This is a genomic window from Butyricimonas sp. RTP31003st1_G1_RTP31003_210430, assembly GCF_040920905.1.
GTDB classification, from domain to species: domain Bacteria; phylum Bacteroidota; class Bacteroidia; order Bacteroidales; family Marinifilaceae; genus Butyricimonas; species Butyricimonas paravirosa.
This window is the reverse complement of record NZ_JBCOSQ010000043.1, coordinates 1-20643: the sequence shown is the minus strand read 5'-3', so window position 1 is coordinate 20643 and position 20643 is coordinate 1. Positions and strand designations below refer to the sequence as shown.

At 44.3% G+C, this 20643-nt stretch carries 15 protein-coding genes; 13 read left to right on the top strand and 2 right to left on the bottom strand.

The window, feature by feature from the left end:
• Positions 1-61 precede the first annotated feature (61 nt).
• The 13 genes from AB5542_RS13630 to AB5542_RS13570 all read left to right on the top strand — a co-directional run bounded on the left by AB5542_RS13630 (position 62) and on the right by AB5542_RS13570 (position 18172).
• Positions 62-1441, top strand: a complete 1380-nt coding sequence (locus AB5542_RS13630) for a hypothetical protein (RefSeq protein ID WP_279039848.1) — start codon at positions 62-64, stop codon at positions 1439-1441.
• A gap of 8 nt (positions 1442-1449) precedes the next feature.
• On the top strand, positions 1450-2823 hold the full coding sequence (dcuC, locus tag AB5542_RS13625) for a C4-dicarboxylate transporter DcuC (RefSeq protein WP_087420000.1): 1374 nt from the start codon (positions 1450-1452) through the stop codon (positions 2821-2823).
• A 3-nt stretch (positions 2824-2826) separates the two neighbouring features.
• Positions 2827-3972, top strand: coding sequence for a beta-aspartyl-peptidase (gene iadA, locus AB5542_RS13620; protein ID WP_118302747.1), 1146 nt, complete (start codon positions 2827-2829; stop codon positions 3970-3972).
• 19 nt (positions 3973-3991) lie between these two features.
• Positions 3992-5338, top strand: coding sequence for a porin (locus AB5542_RS13615; RefSeq protein ID WP_279039845.1), 1347 nt, complete (start codon positions 3992-3994; stop codon positions 5336-5338).
• 12 nt (positions 5339-5350) lie between these two features.
• Positions 5351-6892: a M14 family metallocarboxypeptidase gene (locus AB5542_RS13610; protein ID WP_279039843.1), complete on the top strand. Its 1542-nt coding sequence runs from the start codon at positions 5351-5353 to the stop codon at positions 6890-6892.
• 15 nt (positions 6893-6907) lie between these two features.
• Positions 6908-8131, top strand: a complete 1224-nt coding sequence (locus AB5542_RS13605; protein WP_279039842.1) for a porin — start codon at positions 6908-6910, stop codon at positions 8129-8131.
• 11 nt (positions 8132-8142) lie between these two features.
• On the top strand, positions 8143-9033 hold the full coding sequence (locus AB5542_RS13600) for a hypothetical protein (RefSeq protein WP_279039839.1): 891 nt from the start codon (positions 8143-8145) through the stop codon (positions 9031-9033).
• Positions 9034-9145: 112 nt separating this feature from the next.
• Positions 9146-10651, top strand: a complete 1506-nt coding sequence (locus tag AB5542_RS13595; RefSeq protein ID WP_279039837.1) for a hypothetical protein — start codon at positions 9146-9148, stop codon at positions 10649-10651.
• Positions 10652-10803: 152 nt separating this feature from the next.
• Positions 10804-12372 (top strand): L-aspartate oxidase, encoded by a 1569-nt coding sequence (gene nadB, locus AB5542_RS13590; RefSeq protein WP_168044390.1) that lies wholly within the window; start codon positions 10804-10806, stop codon positions 12370-12372.
• A gap of 211 nt (positions 12373-12583) precedes the next feature.
• Positions 12584-13420 carry a carboxylating nicotinate-nucleotide diphosphorylase gene (nadC, locus tag AB5542_RS13585; protein ID WP_279039836.1) on the top strand — a complete coding sequence of 279 codons (837 nt, stop codon included), beginning with the start codon at positions 12584-12586 and terminating at the stop codon, positions 13418-13420.
• Between the two features lie 115 nt (positions 13421-13535).
• Complete coding sequence (nadA, locus tag AB5542_RS13580; protein ID WP_168044386.1) at positions 13536-14462, top strand: quinolinate synthase NadA; 927 nt, start codon at positions 13536-13538, stop codon at positions 14460-14462.
• Between the two features lie 129 nt (positions 14463-14591).
• Positions 14592-17042: a phenylalanine--tRNA ligase subunit beta gene (gene pheT / locus AB5542_RS13575; protein ID WP_279039835.1), complete on the top strand. Its 2451-nt coding sequence runs from the start codon at positions 14592-14594 to the stop codon at positions 17040-17042.
• 578 nt (positions 17043-17620) lie between these two features.
• Positions 17621-18172: an NUDIX hydrolase gene (locus tag AB5542_RS13570; RefSeq protein ID WP_229782451.1), complete on the top strand. Its 552-nt coding sequence runs from the start codon at positions 17621-17623 to the stop codon at positions 18170-18172.
• Between the two features lie 4 nt (positions 18173-18176).
• Here AB5542_RS13570 and AB5542_RS13565 read toward each other — a convergent pair whose 3' ends face one another.
• Together AB5542_RS13565 and AB5542_RS13560 are read right to left on the bottom strand one after the other, a co-directional pair.
• The gene (locus AB5542_RS13565) at positions 18177-19688 is read right to left on the bottom strand and encodes a tetratricopeptide repeat protein (RefSeq protein ID WP_279039833.1); all 1512 of its coding nucleotides are present in this window, start codon (positions 19686-19688) and stop codon (positions 18177-18179) included.
• Positions 19689-19726: 38 nt separating this feature from the next.
• A partial coding sequence (locus tag AB5542_RS13560) for a nodulation protein NfeD (protein ID WP_368243128.1) occupies positions 19727-20643 on the bottom strand: 917 nt, incomplete at its 5' end.

The following is a 20643-nucleotide window of genomic DNA, read 5'->3' as shown; positions in this document are numbered from 1 at the left end:
GGGGATAAATTTGTTGATGGTAAAATGAATTAAAATCATTAATTATAAATATCAGTTCACTATGAAAACAAAACATCTATGCGTTGCATTCATTTTGTCCCTGCTCGCTTTTCAAGCCTGCACGACAGATGACGTATCATTTACCGAAGACTCCGGTCCGGATGACAAAAGCAATCTTTATACTATTAAAGATAACGCTTTCGGGGAGTATTTAAAATACCTGAAAGTGACAGGTGTTTATTCCCAAACCACGACGGAAGACGGAAATGCAGTGACCTCATACGTCATTGACACGGTAGAATCCAAAGAATTTACAGGAGATATTAATCTCAGTAAAACAGAGGCGTCTATCACAAAACTGCAAAAAGCCGGATTAACTACAGCCGCAGACAAGATTCAAGATGTTGATGGAATCCAATTCCTTACCGGACTTAATTCCCTTGCACTCACGTCCAATAATATCACGTCACTCGATATAAGTAAACTGGTTAATTTAACCGAACTGAAAATGAACTTTAATAAAGTAGGTTCTTTGGATTTAACCCATAACACGAAGCTCGTGACCTTCAATTATCGTGGTAGCGGTGAAGCGGCAGAAGGACAAAAACTGACCTCTATCGACCTATCAAAAAACACGGAATTAACCTCCCTCGATCTGCGTGTTCACGAATTAACAAATATAGATTTATCACAAAATAAAAAACTTACCTCGGTATCGTTATCAGATAATCCCGGTGCACCGTTTACAATTCCAGAAGAAATTTATAACAACCTAACGACAAAAGACGGTGTTGAAGGCGGTGATGTCCCAACACCCCCGGTAACTGACGAATACTATATTATTCCGAATAAAGTTTTGGGAGAATATTTAAATTATCGTCTCGAAGGTAAGGGTATCGTGGTTGAAGAAAACGGTTCTTATAAAATAGACAAGAAAAAAGCAGCCTCATATACGGGAGAACTAAATCTCTCCAAAAACGGGAAAATTCCAACTGAATTAGAGAATGCGGGATTAAGCACCGCCAAAGATAAATTAACTGATTTGGATGGAATACAATTCTTCACAGGGATTACGTCTTTAACGTTAGTAACTAATAACGTCACCGAAATAGATGTATCTACATTGATAAACTTGGAAACTTTAGATTTAAATAATAACAAAATAAGTTCTTTAGACGTCACAAAGAACACGAAACTAAAAACTTTAAGATGCAAAGCAAGCACACAAGCATCTGATTCCCAAAAATTAATCACGATAGAATTAAGTAAAAACCTAGAATTAACAACTCTTGATCTCATAAATAATAAACTGGAAAGTATCGATTTATCGAAGAATACTAAATTGACTTCCATAAAATTAAGTGAGAATCCGGGAACGCCGTTTACAATTCCGGCTGAAATATATGATAATTTATCTACCGCTGACGGAGTACAGAAATAATTACAATCATGATTTACATAGGAGCACTTATATCCATTCAATTCATCGCCTTGACAGCTTATTGGCTGTTTAAGAAGTATCACGCCCAAGCGGTATTACTTTTCAGTGGACTGGCCATGTTGACATTGGCCTTAATCTTGGGATTTGACATCCCGGAACTGAAAAATGCCACGGGACTAAAAGAGTTCGACCTTTTCAAGGTGATACAAGAAATATTCAGCGAGAAAGGTGCGGGCGTGGGACTGATGATTATGACCATCGGGGGATTCGTGGCTTACATGAAACAAATCAAAGCAAGTGATGCTCTGGTATATGTTTCCATGCAACCGCTATCCATCTTCCGGAAGTACCCCTATCTGGCAGCATCGCTAGTGATCCCTATCGGACAACTTCTGTTTATCTGTACCCCCTCGGCCACGGGTTTGGGGTTATTGTTAGTAGCATCCATCTACCCCGTACTGGTAAGCCTGGGAGTCAGTAAACTATCCGCCGTATCGGTGATTTCAGCCTGCACGGTATTCGACATGGGTCCGGCATCGGCCAACACGGCCCGGGCATCGGAACTCGTGGGAATGAATAACGTGATGTACTTTATAGAACATCAAATGCCGCTGACGATCCCTATGACGATACTGCTCATGATCGTGTATTATTTCAGTAATCGCTATTACGACAAAAAAGACGCTTTGAAGAAACAAACAGAAGAAGTGAAACAGGAAGATTTCAAGGTTGACGTTCCGTTAATCTATGCCATTCTCCCGGTATTACCTCTGATTCTGTTGATCGTGTTCTCCAAATATATCCAGCTATTCAGTTTTTCGGTAGAACTCGACACAACAACAGCCATGCTGATGTCATTCTTCGTTGCCATCGTTTTTGAATTCATTCGTCAACGCAATATCAAACAAGTATTTGCATCCATCAAAACGTTCTGGGACGGGATGGGAAAAGTATTTGCCACAGTCATCACGTTGATCGTGGCGGCAGAAGTCTTTTCCAGGGGATTAATCAGCCTAGGGTTTATCGATTCACTCGTGATGCTTTCACAACACATCGGTTTTTCCGGTGCAGGGATCGCCATATTGATGACATTACTCATCTTCGCAGCCTCCATGCTCATGGGAAGTGGTAACGCATCATTCTTCTCTTTCGGTCCACTCGTGCCGTCTATCGCGGCAAAAGTGGGAGTTGAAGGGGTTCACATGATCCTACCCATGCAGTTGGCCTCCAGTATGGGGCGGGCAGCCTCCCCCATCGCGGGTGTGATCATTGCAATATCGGAAATCGCGGGTGTATCTTCGTTCGATCTGGCCCGCCGGAATCTGATCCCGTTATCATTCACGATGGTTGTCATGCTAATTTATCACTTTTTTATTGCTTAAAATATGAATATAACAATCATAAAGAACGCAAATATATATGCCCCTGAAAAATTGGGGATAAAAGATCTGCTCGTGTGTAACGGGAAAATCGTTATGATTGACGATCAGATTGATTTAACGGGTGTAAAACACTCTATGATCGATGCCGGGGGCTTGATCGTGACCCCCGGTTTCATCGATCAACACATGCACATTATCGGTGCCGGAGGGAAAAGCGGCTACTTTTCCATCACCCCGGAAGTACAACCGAGTGAACTGATTCGCTGTGGAACAACCACGGTTGTCGGTATGCTGGGAACAGACGGGATCACAAAAGAATTAACCACGCTCTACGCCAAGTGTAAATCGTTAGAGCAATACGGTATCGGGGCATATATGCTCACAAGCTATTTTGCAGTACCACCCAAAACCATCATGCAAAGCGTTGCGGAAGATATGTTGTTTATCGACAAGATTATCGGTTGTAAAGTAGCCATCAGCGACGAACGGTGTTCATTCCCCACGAAACAGGAGTTACTACGCCTAATCAACCAAGTACACGTGGGCGGTTTGACTTCCGGCAAAGGAGGGGTTCTGCACATCCACCTAGGCGCCTTACCTTCCCGGATGCAGATTCTCCTGGAAATTGCACGGGAATACCCGACTTTGGTAAAGCACATCTCCCCGACTCACGTGGGACGAACGACAGCACTTTTCGAAGAGGCCATTGAATTTGCCTCTTTAGGAGGAATCATCGATATATCCACGGGTGGGACCAAGTTCGATGAACCGTACAAGATTCTATTACACGGGTTGGAAAAAGGCGTGTCAATCGAACAAATGACCTTCAGTAGTGACGGAAACGCGGGAATGAGTAAAAAAGACCCGGAAACCGGAAATCTCATTTTCTACAAAGCTCCCTTACATCTGAATTTACAACAAGTACAGAAACTGGTAAAAGAAGGCGGTATGCCCATAGAGGATGCCATTCGCCCGGTTACAACGAATCCGGCTAAAAACATGACCCTACGGACGAAAGGACGTATCGCCCCGGATTACGATGCCGACCTGTGTTTCTTTGACAATGACTTGAACCTGCAAAATGTAATCGTGGGCGGTACCGTGTGGATGCAGGGAGGAAAATTAGTCAAGGCTGGAAATTTTGAATAGATAACTTGAAATTAAAAAGATGAAAAAATATAAGTTCATAGTCATGCTGTTCATCTTGATTCTGTGGTTCCCCGCTTTTTCTCAGGAAACGGATTCCGAAGATAGTGACACAGAAACTTTAACAGCAGATTCCGATGCAGCCAAGATCATCGTGAATAAATACCGTTTGGGAGACGGGATCACTTTCTCTGCCCCGGATGGTGGATATAATATAAACTTGAGAGGTTTCTTGCAAACCACGTTTGAAACCCGTAAATACGAGGGAGACGATCAGTTCTACTCCCGTTTTCGTATGAGACGTTTACGCCTACGCCTCTCCGGAGACGCGTGGGGTGGTAAAGTCAGCTACCGTTTACAAACCGACTTTGCACAAGCCAACGGGGGTGACGGTGAATTAAGCGGTATGTTACTGGATGCCTTTATTGCCTACAAACCCGTGAAAGGACTTACTTTAAGTTTCGGACAAAAATCCACGCCAACCGATAACCGCGAACTCGGAATCACTTCAAATACCTTACAACTCGTGGATCGCAGCAAACTATCCTCTTACTTCGGGTCCATCCGGGAAGTAGGTCTTTTCGTTGACGGATCATTCCGCATCGGTCATACGGCATACCTTCGTCCCTCTATTGTTATCACTGACGGTGACGGTAGTGCCACGTTTACCCGTCGTCACGGGGGACTCAAATACGGAGCCCGCATCAATTACCTGCCTTTCGGTTTATTCCGGGCATACGGGGAGAACCGGGGTGGAGACATGGCAAGGGAAGTTACCCCGAAACTCTCTGTCGGTACAACTTTTAGTTATAACGTGGGAATCAGTGACCGGAGAGGCCGGGAAAGCGGTTCCATTCTTTACCTGAATGACGAAAACAAGGAAGCCCTGCCGGATTACATCAAATTCGGTGCAGACTTCCATTTTAAATACATGGGTTTCTCCGTACTAGGAGAATTCGTGAAAACCTGGGCTCACGTTCCCAGTGAAATCACCCAGCGGGTGAGAAACGACGGGACCACGTCCACCGATTTCAGCGGAAACATGAAAGACTACGTGAAAGCCCGTATGATGCTGGGAGCCGGGTATAACATTCAAGCGGGGTACATGTTCCAAAACCGCTTGTCTATCGACGCCCGCTACACGCATTTCGACCCGGATAAAAACTCGTTCCTGCATAACGAACTTTATTTTAACCGCAATAACTTTTATGAATTTGGTGTTTCCAAATACCTGACCAAGTCATACGCGGTGAAAGTACAGGCCTCCGTCGTGTTCGTGGATGCCGAACCGGGAAGCAAGAACGTGAATAGCATCGTAACGGAAGGTAACGAGACTTTATTACAAGCCATGATTCAATTCTCATTCTAAAAACTGCAAAAGATGAATACAATGATAAAATACTTATTTACATTATTGATTCTCCTACAAGCAGGTGCTTTATGGGCCCAACAACCTGCCAAGGTGGCCAAAAAGTTCTTTGCCGATCCGGAGATGGATATTCACACGCCGTGGTTCCAGAAAGGGAATGTATGCACGACTTACGACGAAATGATGTCCTATATCAATAACTTGATTACCCGCCACCCGGAGACAGCAAGTTTGTCCTTTATCGGGAAAACCCAGAAAGGGGTAGAAATACCTGCCGTAAGAATTGCCGGAAAGACCCGAAATGTCAAATTACGAGTTTTATTTCTCGGCCGAGTACACGGTGACGAACCGGGAAGCACCGAAAGTATGCTCTACACAATGGATCGCCTGTTAAACGATCCCGACTTGGCTTATTTGTTGGAACGCTTGGAAATCACCATTATTCCGATGGTAAACATCGACGGGGGAAGTCATTTGGAACGAGTGACAGCCAACACGCTGGACTTGAACCGGGATCAAAGTAAACTGGCTACTCCCGAGGCTGTTGTATTGAGAAATTTCTACAATCAATATGCCCCTCAAGTCGTTATTGATTTTCATGAATTTCAACCACTTCGTGCCGACTACACGCTAATCAGCACGGACAACATCACGAATTCATTCGATGCCATGTTCCTCTACACAGGTAACTTGAATGTTCCCCAAGAGTTACGGAACCTGACAGCCCAGACATTTGTCGGTAACGCCCGCAAAGCACTGGACGCAAAACAACTGCGACACCACGACTATTTCACGACAGCCAAAAAGTTCGGAGAAATCGTTTTCAACGTGGGTGGAATCAATCCCCGGTCAACAGCAAATGCTTTCTCTCTTGGAAACTCCGTTGCTATTTTGATGGAATTGAGAGGTGTGAAAATAGGTAAGACCTCTTTAAAAAGAAGAGTCTGCACGGCATTCACGCTGGCAGAATCTTACTTGAAAACAGCCTACGACCATGCCGATGAAGTAATGCGCATCACCCGACAGGCCGCACAAACTCGGAATGACATTGTCGTTACCAGTTCTCCCAAGAGCGTGGATGACTACGTACTACCGTTTATCAGCATGAACACGAACCAAATGGTGAACGTGAAAGTATGCGCCAATCTATCTTTAGAGTCCACCCCTACTCTCGTTCGGAAACGCCCGGAGGCTTATTATATTTCAGCTCTCCAACCGGAGATCGCCTGGAAACTTCAGGAACTAGGAGTAAAGGTTGAAACATTGACCGTCCCCATGACGCTCGACGTTGAAACTTACACGGTGGATTCTTACAAAGAAGAATATTCACTATTTGAAAAATTCTACCCGGTAAAAGTAAAAACGACCGTGAACACGAAACAAGTCTTCTTCCCTGCCGGAACATTCGTGGTTCCCATGAACCAGAAAAATGGAAACGTGGCAGCCTCGGTTCTCGAACCGGAAGCCGCAAACGGATTTATCAATTACCGGATCTACGAAACAAAACAAGGAGAGGAATTACCGGTTTACCGAAAAATGAACAGTGACAAATAAGGGAATAACAGCATTATGAAAACATTATTTATAGCAATCATAACATTATTATCAGTAACCGCAACAGTTGCACAGGATAATAAAAATACTGCCAAATTCGAATTAGGCAAAGGACTTGACATTAATTTGAATGGTGGCGAATATAACTTCAACCTAAACGGTTTTATCCAAGTTTACGGTGCCTACCGGAATGAAAAAGATGGCGAGGATGAATCATTATTCGGCGTGAAGAATGCCTTCTTCGGATTCAAAGGAGGTGCTTTACACAATAAATTCACGTTCATGCTGGAAGCCAATTTTGCCGACTCCAACCCTCTTATGGATGCTTGGGCTGCTTACAACCTAAAAGATTACCTGACCATTACCGTCGGGCAAAAACAAACATTCACCAATAACCGGGAAATGATCATGCACGAAAAGAACCTGAGCATGGCAGACCGTAGTATCGTGAGCCAGTATTTCTCAGGTACCGGACGTGAACTAGGACTCTTTTTTGAAAGCAAACTCTATCTTGGAAAAATAGCATTAAAACCTTCTATCGCCATCACCACGGGAGACGGAAGAAACTCTTTCGGTTCCAGTTCTATTGACGTCGATATGGGAGGTTTAAAATACGGGGGGCGCTTAGACGTACTTCCATTAGGAGAATTCAAATCAGGTAATGACGGTGTGGGAGCAGATTTTGCTCGTGAAGAATCACCGAAATTATTGGTTGGTGGAGCCATGAGTTACAATGACGGGGCAAGCAACAAAGTTGGTGAAGGACATGGAGATTTCGTTCTTTATGACAAAGACGGAGACTCTAAATTCCCGGCACTTCGCAAAATCGCTGCCGACTTATTATTCAAATGGCAAGGTTGGAGTATTATGGCCGAATATGTCAACGCATCGGCTACCGACTTGAAAGGTATTTACACGAAAAGCACGGGAGACCAACCCCTGCAACCGGAAGAGATTGCCAATTACCTAAATCTTGGAAACGGGTATAACGTGCAGGTGGGCTACCTTTTGAAAAGCGGTTGGGGATTCGATGCCCGGTTCAGCAAAGTGAAACCGGAATTCAAAGAAACGGAGACCTCCCCGCTTTGGGAGACCAATGAGTATGCAGTAAGCGTGGCAAAATATTTTATCGACAACCGCTTGATGTGTCAAGGAGCTTTTACCTACCTGAAGAACCCGAACTTCAAAACGGCAAACGAAAAGCTTAGCGCAGAATTTTCAGTTCAAATTATCTTCTAATTTCAGATACGATGAAAACCAATTTAATCATATCATTATTCATCACCTTCTTCTTGTGCAGTTGTGAATGGAAAAGTGACGTGGACGACCCGGTTTTAAATAAACTGGGTACGGGCCACGGGATTGTAACCTACACGGATTACGAGCCCCTGAAAGCGAAACCGATCAACCTGCATTTCTACATTCCGGAAGGAGACATCAAGACCATGCCGATCGTGTTTATCCTACCCGGAACCGGAAGAAACGCCAACGATTACCTGGCAGCGTGGATGAAGAATTTCAAGAGCAAGGAAGTTATTGCCATTGCTTTGGAATTTCCACAGGAATATTATTCCACCAGCGAATATATCGAAGGCAACATGTTCAAAAAGAACGAGGCTCTTCCCGAAGAGCAATGGTCTTTTTCCGTGATCGAGGCTATATTCAGTTACGTGAAGGCTGAAACCGGGAACCAAGTCACCCAGTACAGCCTGTTCGGTCATTCGGCCGGAGCTCAATTCGTACATCGTTTCGTGACCTTTAAACAGAACACGCATCTGAACAAGGCTGTTGCTGCTAATGCCGGCTGGTACACGGTTCCCGACGTACAGGTTGAATATCCCTACGGGTTGAAAAACTCTGGTTATACAGACAACACGACACTCTCCCACTTGTTCGGTTCGAGCCTCATTGTCGCATTGGGAGATCAGGACATTGATCCCAATGATAATTCCTTGCGGCATGACGAACAATCCGATGCCCAGGGATTGTATCGTTTTGCCCGCGGAGAATATTATTATAGCGAAGGCGAACGCATTAGTAAAGCCAACAATATGGTATTCAATTGGAAGAAAGTCATAGTCAAAGGTGTGGCACATGATTTTGAAGCTATGATGGTTCAAACCATAAACTATTTATTCTAGACTTTTTGCAACCAAAGTCTACTTGAGACTGCCCGACACCCCTCTATCTTTATTTGTCGGGCAGTCATTTTTTACTTTCGATTCTCGTCCGCAAATATTATATTTGCAGGGCATGAAAAAATCAAAGAAATATATAATTATAACAAACACCTATCTCGCACTATATAAACTATGCGTGAGCGTTTTAGTTATACTCCTGCTCGTTATTTCCAGTCAAGTCACTTTATCCGCACAAACAAACAACAGCGAAACAGAAAAGAACGACACGATCCCGGCAGACAAAAACCGTTATATTTATTTGAAAAAACGTCTACTATTAGATTTTGATATTTTACTGCAACCTCGGCAACAAATTTATTTCGGGCCTATCTTACAGATCAAGTCCAATGAAAATGAATATTATAACGTATTTCTCGACTATCGCAGGGGAGAATTACAACAACTCATTGTTTATTCGAAAGAAAACCTAAGGAAACTTCCCATTCCCCAGTTTAAAACAACATCCGGAGAGCAGGAAATCAATATCAAGCTGACACTCTTTCAACAAAAGAAAGAGTTCATCATTCAACTCGGTGACACACTATACACCATCAACAACCTCGGTTTTAATCCCAAAGCCGGATATAAATTTACCTTTACCGCTGACAAGGAACAAGTGCTTGACCCGAGTGGAAATCCCGCTTTACAGATCAGCAATATCCGTTTCATTGAAACAACCGACAAACATATACCTAAAAGTATATGGTACTGGTTCGTGTTTATCTTGATTATCGATTTATTGATATTCAGCGGGGTTCATATCCGAAAGAAATTATTACGTCGGAAACAAACGGCCTCTGCTGTCCAACTGGAAAACGAACTGGAGACTATTCCTGATAGTCTGCCGGCCTACTCTCCCCGCACCACGAATGCCATCTACCTGTTTGGCGGGTTCCACATCTATGATGCGGAAGGAAATAATATTACCAAAAAATTCACCCCGCTCTTGAAAGAGCTGTTTTTATTGTTGGTGACCCACACTCCCGAAAAAGGAATCACCTCGGAACGCTTGAAAGAGATCCTTTGGTTTGATAAAACCGAACAAAGTGCCAAAAATAACCGGGCCGTCAACATTGGAAAGCTCCGGAGTATTTTGGACACCCTAGGAGAAAATGAAGTGAGTAATAAAACCGGAAGTTGGGAATTATTCTTAAACCCGGAAACCATCTATATCGATTATTATGACTACCTGACACTGTATAGCAAAGGAAAACTTTCCTCCCGGGAAGACATCTTGAAACTACTCCAACTCACCCGTCAAGGAGGTTTCCTCTCGGATACCGGATATGAATGGTTAGATCGTTTCAAAGCCACCGTGTCTGATTATATCATTGACACTCTTGTTAGTTACTCGACAACTTCCGTGAATACCATCATGGAACCGGATTTGGCATTACAAATCGCAGACTCCATATCCGTGTTTGACCAACTTAACGAACACGCACTTCAGTTGCGGATAAATGCCTATGCGGCTCTAGGAAAACACTCTTTGGCTAAAAAAAGTTACGAGAAGTTCACGAAAGAATATCTAAACGCGTACGGGGAAAAATTCAACAAATCATTCACGGACTTCAGATAACACCTTGATTGACGCTTTTCTATTGGTATTCCCTATTTCTCGAAAAACTCAAGAAACACGGAGTGAAGGAAAGAAATCTTGAAAAAACGAAGGAAAGAGGCGGGATATAGATAAAAAAATCCTAATTTCGTGCCAATTTACATGACACAAAAATGCGTAATTACGATTATATCATTGTCGGGAGTGGTTTAGCGGGTCTTTACACGGCCTATCGTGCGTCTGCCTACGGGAAAGTTGCACTATTAACTAAATCAAACATCAGGGAAAGTAATTCTTATTTCGCCCAGGGAGGTATTGCGGCTGTCACCGGAGAAGATGACGCCCCGTTATTTCACTTTCAAGACACGATCACGGCAGGAAGAGGTCTATGTGACTATCCCGCAGTGAACGTACTGGTAAATGAAGGGCCTGCCCGCATACAGGAATTAATCAATGACGGTATGCACTTTGACACGGAAAACGGGGAGCTGGCTCTAGGGCTAGAAGGAGGCCATCACCAGAAACGAATTCTTCATGCCGGAGGTGATGCCACCGGAAGAATGATCACGAATTTCGTGATTGACAAAGTGGAGCATTGTCCTACCGTGGAAATATTCGATAATCATGCCGTCATCGCCCTGTTACAGGATGAACACGGATGTTACGGTGTCAGATGCTGGGATTTTAACGAGAACCGGGAAGAAATCTTCACGGGACACAACGTGTTCCTGACTTCCGGAGGGACCTCAGCCATCTATAAACGAACGACCAATCCTCACACGACCATTGGAGACGGTTTGGCTTTAACCTATAATGCGGGGTGCGAAATCGTGGACATGGAATTCATTCAATTCCACCCTTCCGCTATCTACACTCCTACCGGAGAGGCATATCTGGTGAGCGAGGCCGTTCGCGGTGAAGGCGCACACCTGTTGAACCAGCAAGGCGAACGCTTTATGGTGGGAAAACATGAATTGGCTGAACTTGCCCCGCGAGACATCGTGGCCCAGTCCATATTCCAACAAATGAAAGAACACCACGAGGACTACGTTTACTTGTCATTAAAACACCTTGACCCGGAAAAGATCAAGAAACGTTTCCCCAACATCTTCGAGAAATGTGCGGAATTAGGTATCGACATGACAGACCGTATTCCGGTGGCTCCTGCAGCACATTACACCGTGGGCGGGGTGAAAACGGATCTCACGGGACGTACCAATATCCCACACTTATACGTATGCGGAGAACTCGCCTCATCCGGTATCATGGGTGCCAACAGACTGGCGTCTAACTCCCTGATCGAATGTTTGGTGTTCGGAAAACGTGCCGTGGAAGACTCCGTACGTAACCGACGGGAAGACCCGATTCCGGAAACCATACCTTCATTCTCCTTGGATCGAGAGAAACTAGATGCCTACCTGTCTTTAAAAAACAAGGTCGCCGACATCATGACTCAAGAGGCCGGGATTATCCGTACGGAAAACGGATTGCAGGAAGGATTGGAAAACTTGCTCCGCTTGGAACAAACCGAAATATTCGAAGAGAACGAATACTATTCTCTAGTAAGTAAAAACCTACTTACCGTTGCCGAATTAATCATCCGTTCCGCTCTCTTCCGTAAAGAGAGCCGCGGAGGTCATTTCCGTTCCGACTACCCCACCCCGAATGATGACTATGTTTGCCATATCATTCAACAGAAAGGCAAAGAGATCAAAACAACACCGGTAATCCTGAACAATTGAAAATGGAAAATGAAGAATTGAAAATGAGAACTCCTCCGCCCTTCGGGCACCTCCTCTATAAACAGAGGAGGAGTTTAGTTACTCTTCAATCTCAAGATGGTATTTTTAACTCTCCCTCTGTTTATAGAGGGAGTACGGCGTAGCCGGGAGGGAGTTTAATTTAAAATCATAAATCAAGAAATTAGTTGAATTTAAAATCTAAAATTAATATATGTACGATTCGCTCATAGACAGACTCATCGACCTTGCGATAGAAGAAGACATCGCAACGGGAGATATTACGACCAATGCCATTATCCCGGTACACGCTAAAGCGGTTGCCGAAATGAAAGCAAAAGCCGACGGTGTTATTTCCGGACTGGAAATCGCGAAACAAGTATTTGAAAGATTTGAAAAAAATATAGTATGGGAGCCTCTCGTTACTGACGGGACTACCGTAAAGAAAGGGGATATTATCCTGCGCATCGAAGCCAGCTACCGCACGTTACTTTGCGGGGAACGTCTATCATTGAATATCCTGCAACGAATGTCCGGTATCGCAACAGCTACCTCTCACTACATGAAAGAGCTGGCAGGAACGCATACCCAGCTATTGGACACCCGGAAAACAGCTCCTGGTTTGCGGGTATTGGACAAAATGGCCGTACACCACGGAGGGGGTTCCAATCACCGAATGGGACTTTACGACATGATCATGCTGAAAGACAACCATATCAAGATTGCAGGAGGTATTCCCAATGCAGTGAAAGCCGTGAAACAGAATCTTCCGTTAAGTATCAAAGTGGAAGTAGAAACCACCACCTTAGAAGAGGTACAACAAGCCATTGACGCGGGTGCAGACATTATCATGCTTGATAACATGAGTAATGAAACTATGGCCGAAGCAGTGAAACTTATTGCGGGCAGAGCAAAGACAGAGGCATCCGGAAACATGAGTATCCCCCGTCTCCAAGGTGTTGCCGCCACCGGAGTTGATTACATCAGTGTCGGTGCCCTCACCCACTCGGTTACAGCTTTGGATATTAGCATGAACATTAAGATGAACTAAAAGATTAAAACTAAAAGATAAAAATTGAGGATTATAAAACTTACTTTCGTAAGTTTCAATCTAAAATCATTAAATCTAAAATTATTATATCTTTGAAGTCTCAAAAAACAAGGTTATGACGCAGACAGAGATTATCGACAGGATAAAACAACTCAAGAAAGAGAAAAACGCCATCATTTTGGCGCACTACTATACTCGTCCTGAAGTACAAGACATCGCTGACTATTTGGGTGACTCTCTAGGACTTTCCCAGATGGCCGGAACCACAGAAGCCGATATTATCGTTTTTTGCGGTGTGCATTTCATGGCAGAAACAGCATCCATCATCTCCCCCAATAAGAAAGTGCTGATCCCCGCAGAAGGAGCCGGTTGCTCTTTAGCCGAGGGAGTAACCGGGTATGACTTGAGAGAATGGAAAAAAGCAAACCCGGATGGTCTCATTGTCAGCTACGTGAACACCACGGCTGAAGTCAAGGCTTACACGGACTATTGCTGCACATCTTCCAATGCCTTGAAAATAGTGCAAAGCCTGCCGAAAGACAAAAAAATTCTTTTCGTTCCCGACAAGAATTTGGGTGCTTATATACAAAAAGTTACCGGAAGGGAAATGGAAATTTGGAATGGAGACTGTTGCGTACATGACAAAATTGACACCCAGATGGTACTGGATAAATTGGAAGAATATCCCGATGCTGACGTGCTGATTCATCCCGAATCCAGTTGTTCGCACGACGACCGGGTATTAAATCATCCCCGTGCCTTCATGTATTCCACGGCAGGGATTATCAAACATGCCAAGGAATCCCCGAAACAACGATTTATCATTGCCACGGAATTGGAAACCATCCATAAACTCCAAGCGGACAACCCGACCAAAGAGTTCATCCCCATTCACCCGAAAACGATATGCGGACAGATGAAGAAGGTAACTTTAGAAAAAGTACTCGAAGCTCTTGAAAAAGAGCAATACGAGGTACGGCTCCCGGAAGACTTGAGAGAGAAAGCTTGGTTACCCATTCAACGTATGTTAGACCTTAGTTAAAAGGATTCGGTGATTGACGATTTAAAGACTAGGTGATTAACCTATGGGGAAAAATCACAGAATCAAGAATCAATAAATCACTCAATAAATAGAATCTAAAATTTACAATCTAAAATCTAAAATTAAAATATGAACGTATCACTGAACTGGTTGAAAGACTATCTAAAGATCGACCAAAGCACTGAAGAGATTTGCAAAATTCTGACAAGTATCGGACTGGAAGTTGGCGGGTACGAAGAATTTGAGGCAATAAAAGGGGGATTAAAAGGATTGGTCATCGGTCATGTGTTAACTTGCGAGGCACATCCCGATTCGGACCATTTACACGTGACGACTGTTGATTTGGGAACGGGTGAACCGGAACAAATCGTCTGCGGGGCTCCTAACGTGGCTGCCGGACAGAAAGTAGTCGTTGCCACCGTAGGAACAACCCTTTACAAAGGTGATGAAGAGTTCGTGATCAAGAAATCAAAAATACGGGGTGTAGCCTCTAATGGTATGATCTGCGCCGAAGACGAAATCGGTGTCGGAACCGATCATGCCGGAATCATGGTATTACCCGAAAATACCCCGGTTGGAATACCGGCCGCAGACTATTTCAACGTTTACCGGGACACGGTTATCGAAGTCGATATTACCCCGAACCGGATTGACGGAGCCTCACACCTTGGTGTAGCTCGTGATTTAGCCGCTTATTTACAACAGACACAAGATATTCACTATACTCTTCCCTCCGTGGAAACATTCCATCCGGACAGTACGGATGCTAAAATCACCGTACGAGTAGAACGTCCCGAGGCTTGCCGTCGGTACGCCGGAATATGTATCGAAGGAGTAACCGTTAAACCGTCTCCTGAATGGTTACAAAACCGGATGAAAGCTATCGGATTACACCCGATCAATAACATCGTGGACGTGACCAACTACATTCTTTTCGGCTTGGGACAACCTTTACACTCTTTCGATAAAGACAAAGTAAAAGGAAACGAAGTTATCGTGAAGAGTGTTGCCAAAGGAACTAAATTCACCACTTTAGACGGAGTAGAAAGAGAATTACACGAGGATGACCTGATGATCTGTAACACCGAGGCCCCCATGTGTATTGCCGGAGTATTTGGTGGGCAGGAAAGTGGTATCTCAGACACAACGACAAACGTGTTCTTGGAAAGTGCTTGTTTCGACCCGGTATTCGTCCGCAAAACAGCTCGCCGTCATGGTTTGAACACGGATGCCTCTTTCCGTTATGAACGGGGAACAGACCCGAACATCGTGATCTATGCGCTGAAATTAGCCGCCATGATGATTAAGGAAGTTGCCGGAGGTAAGATTACTTGCGCTCCCATCGACATCTACCCGGAACCCGTGAAGGATTTCGAAGTGTCCATAAAATATGCTCACGTAGATCGATTGATCGGTAAAAAAATTGACCATGAGGTAATCAAAAACATCCTCCGTTCTCTTGAAATGAAAATCATGGAAGAGTGCGAAGAGGGTCTTTTATTGAATATACCCCCCTACCGTGTTGACGTGCAAAGAGAAGCTGACGTAATCGAGGATATTCTTCGCATCTACGGTTTCAACAACGTGGAAGTACCTGCCAGCGTAAGATCCACGCTAAGCTATTCCGAAAAGCCGGATGACTTCCAGTTGAAAAATATCATCTCAGACCTATTAGCAGCAAACGGATTCTGTGAAGTAATGAACAATTCATTGACGAAAGCTAGCTATTACGAGGACTTCAAGTGTTTCGATCCCACGCAGACGGTAATGTTATTCAACCCGCTTAGTGCAGACTTAGGAGCTATGCGTCAATCCTTGCTCTTCGGCGGACTAGAAAATATTGCTTACAACATCAACCGGAAAAACAACAACTTGAAATTATTCGAATTCGGTAAAGGCTACACCTTCAACAAAAAAGAAGGTATTGACAACCCGCAAAAACAATACAAAGAAGACAACTTGCTTTCTCTCTTCATCACAGGGAATAAAAACATGACCACCTGGAATGTCAAAGAGACGAAAACTGACTTCTTCTATTTGAAAGCATATTGCGAAATGATATTAACCCGTCTAGGACTTCACCCCGATAACTTGAAAATTGATGCCACTGACAAGGACATCTTCCGGGAAGGATTAACGTACAAAGCCGGGGATAAACATATCGTATCCATGGGTATCTTGAGTAAAGCCCCGCTGAAAAAAGCAGATGTTAATCAAGAAGTCTACTACGCTGAATTCTCGTGGGAAAACATTCTGAAAGCCATCAAAAACCTCAAGGTAACCTACACCCCTCTACCGAAATTTCCTTCTGTGAAACGGGATTTAGCCTTGTTGCTTGATAAGAAAGTCACTTTCAAGGAAATCAAAGAAACGGCGTTCCGTACAGAAAAATCATTACTGAAATCCGTCACGTTATTCGACGTGTACGAGGGAGAAAAACTCGGTGCAGACAAGAAGTCCTACGCCGTCAGTTTCACCCTTCTCGATGAAGAGAAGACCCTCACGGACAAACAGATCGACAAAATTATGAACAAGTTGATGGGTACCTACAAACACCTGTTCAACGCTGAAATCAGATAGTTACAAGTTTACAGGCTACAAGTGGAATGATAACTTGTAGCCTGCCTTTTAATTTTCCATTTTCAATTCTCAATTTCAATTGTATGAAGTCCCTTCTCCCCTCCTTTATCCTTATTCTTCTATACTTCATTGCCGAAGAGTTTTTTGGTCCGAAAATCGGTTTGATAGCCGTAATCGTGTTAGGAGCCGGAGAGTTTTTCTATTCATGGATCAGGGAGAAACGTATCAACAAGATGACACTCTTCAACACCCTGTTCTTCATTGCCCTTGCGGCAGTCAGCGTGTTGCTCGAAGGAACTTCTTTTGAAAGGATACAACAGACCATCGTAGAGGCTGCCATGTGTGTGCTAATCGGGATATTTGCATTTTCGAAAGCGGACATGACTCAGACATTGCCCGAATCATACCGTAAGACATTACAAATCACCCCGGAACAGCAACAAGCCATGCACCGGATGCTACGCCTGCTATTTTACCTGCTCGTATTGCATACAGTCCTAGCTTTCACTTCTGCCTTTATCTTTGACGAAGAAATACATCAATTCATAGAAGGACCTCTATTGTATATTCTGATTGTCCTGTTCTTCCTCACGTTATTTGTTAAGAACAGACTACTTGCCAAAGCAGCCAGTCAGGACGAATGGTTACCTATCGTGAACGAGAAAGGCGAAGTCGTCGGCAAAGCTACCCGTAGAAGTTGTCATTCCGGCTCCATGCTCCTGCATCCCGTCGTGCATCTCCACCTTATCAACGAACAAGGGGACATTTACCTGCAAAAACGCAGCATGAAAAAGAACTTTCTTCCCGGAATGTGGGATACTGCCGTGGGCGGACACGTCGCACTGGGAGAGAAAATAGAAGATGCCTTAAAACGGGAAACTTTCGAAGAATTGGGTATCACGAAATTCAAGGCCCGTTTTCTCGGTTCCTACGTGTGGGAGAGTTCCCGCGAACGAGAACTCGTATTCCCTTTTCTTTGTACCTCTCATGACGCCATTCACATCAATAACGACGAAGTAGACGAGGGGCGTTTCTGGTCACGCAAAGAGATCGAACAAAATGCAGCCGCCAACATTTTCACCCCGAACTTTTTACACGAATACAATCGTCTGTTGAAAAAGATCAAATAATCGATCAGCGTCCTAACTCCTGCAATTTGGTCTTCGCCCGATCCATACCTCGATTGGCAGCCTTGTGATACCATTTCACGGCCTCCTCAATATTCTTTGTCACACCGTAACCATATTCATACAGTAATCCCACGTTAAACTCCCCATACATGTTACCTTGTGCGGCAGCCTTACGATACCATTCCATTGCCTTACCATAATCTTGTGAAATCACCTCCCCGTTATAATACAGGTTTCCAAGACTATTCTGGGCAGAATCAAATCCTTGGTTAGCCGATTTTTCGTACCATACTTTGGCCATAGACAGGTCTTTCGAAACACCTTTCGCATACTGATACATCCGTCCCAAATTATATTGAGCATATTTGTTTCCCTTATTTGCGGCATTCCGATACCACCTTACCGCCTCCGTTAAATTCTGACCTACCCCGTTCCCATTCTCGTACAGGATAGCCAACTCATTCATAGCGGAAATATTCCCTTGATTAGCTGCCTTCAAAAGCCATTTAGACGCCTCTCTGTAATTCAGCGTTGTCCCCTTGCCATTTTTATACAACCATCCGACCATGTATTGGGCATAGGCATCATCATAGTCAGCCACTACTAAATAATTTTTTAGAGCCTCCGTGTAATTTTGCTCGTTATAATACTTGGCCGCCCGACTGGAATACTCCTTGAGTGCCGCTTCTGAAAGAGTTGCCCTTTCACCTGATAACAACTTCAGTCTTTCAGTAGCTTGCTCGTACCCTAACTCCGCAGCTTTCTCGTATAATGCCTTAGCCATATCTTTATCTTTACCAACCCCAACTCCGGTTTCGTACATCACACCAAGATTAAACAAGCCCCTGTTATATTCTTGATCAGCTGCTTTACGATACCACTTAACGGCTTCGGCTACATCCTCTTCAACACCCGCTCCACACTGGTACATATATCCCAAACAGCACTGCCCTCTTGCATTCCCAAGCTCTGCCGATTTCCGATAACATCTCACAGCCTCAATCACATCCTTGACAACCCCTTTTCCCTCTTCATAAAGAAGACCTAGGTTACAATATGCTTCATCAAAATTCTGATCCGCCGCCTTACGAAACCACTTTGCAGCCTCCGCATAATTTTGAGTAATCCCCTCGCCATCCTTGTACATTAACCCCAAATTATTCTGCGCATAAAAATCACCATTCAAAGCAGCCTTCCGATACCATTTCACCGCTTCCGCATTATTCTCCGGCACACCTAATCCTAAATCATATAGCAATCCGACCATATTCTGAGCTTCCGTATTCCCAGCATCTGCTGCCAAACGATAGTATTTCATCGCCTCCCCGTAATTCTCCTCGTCGTAATGCTTCCCCGCTTGTTTCATCCAGTTTTGTACTCGCTCATCATCCTGCATGACCATACATCTTGCATGATTTTTACTTACATCATTTCCTGCCTCTCCGGCATATGAAACCGTGTTCACTCCCAGTAAGCACGACAACACACCTATCATACCTATTGTTCGATTTCCCATATCGTTCCAATTTTACACCTCTTTTTATATATATTCTCTTAATTTATAACCACGTAAACCTGCCCGGCCTGGTATTTAACCACCCGTACCACTTTTCCTCTCTCAATAAAAGCACCCGTGTCTGACACGGCGTCATACACCTCGTTTCCGATCATTACCTTCCCTGCCGGACGTAAATCTGTGAACGTAGTCCCCACCTTACCGATCTCCTCCTTTGCCGCCATATCCACGCCCACGAAACCATCCTCCACTTTCTGTTCTGCATGAAGAGCAAAATTCAATCGCCGGGAACCAAACAATTTTCGGCTCAACCAAATACTCCCGAATAGTGAGAGTAACGAACAACTCACCACGAAAAACAACGAGCGAATAATAGCACTTGTAAAATCCGGCAAGAAATCAAACGTGAAATCATCAATCCCCGCCAATACCAGCGACGCCACCACGCAAACAATTCCCAGTACCCCGGTGACACCGAAACCCGGTATCACGAATATCTCCAGCAGCAACAGGATAATCCCCACCACAAACAGGATTATCTCCACATAATTTGCCATCCCTTCCAAATACAACGGGGCAAAATACAACAAACACGCTGTTATCGCTGCCACCAAGGGAAAACCAACTCCCGGAGTCTGTAACTCGAAATAAATTCCCCCGATAATAATCATGATCAAAATCCCTTGCACGATCGGGCTAATCAGAAACCCTATAAACCGATCCATCGTCGTCGGTTTATACTCGTGCAACTCATAATTCGTAATTCCCTCTTTCTGTAACACTTCCACCACGCTCTCCGCAATTCCGTCACAGAACCCGTATTGTATCGCCTCATGCGGAGTAAACGTTACCACTTTCCCGCTATCCGTTACCCCCTCAACTACAACCCTCTCGTCCACCATAGCTTCGGCAATCCTCGGATCCCGTTTCCAACGAATCACCCTTTGCCCGTTCT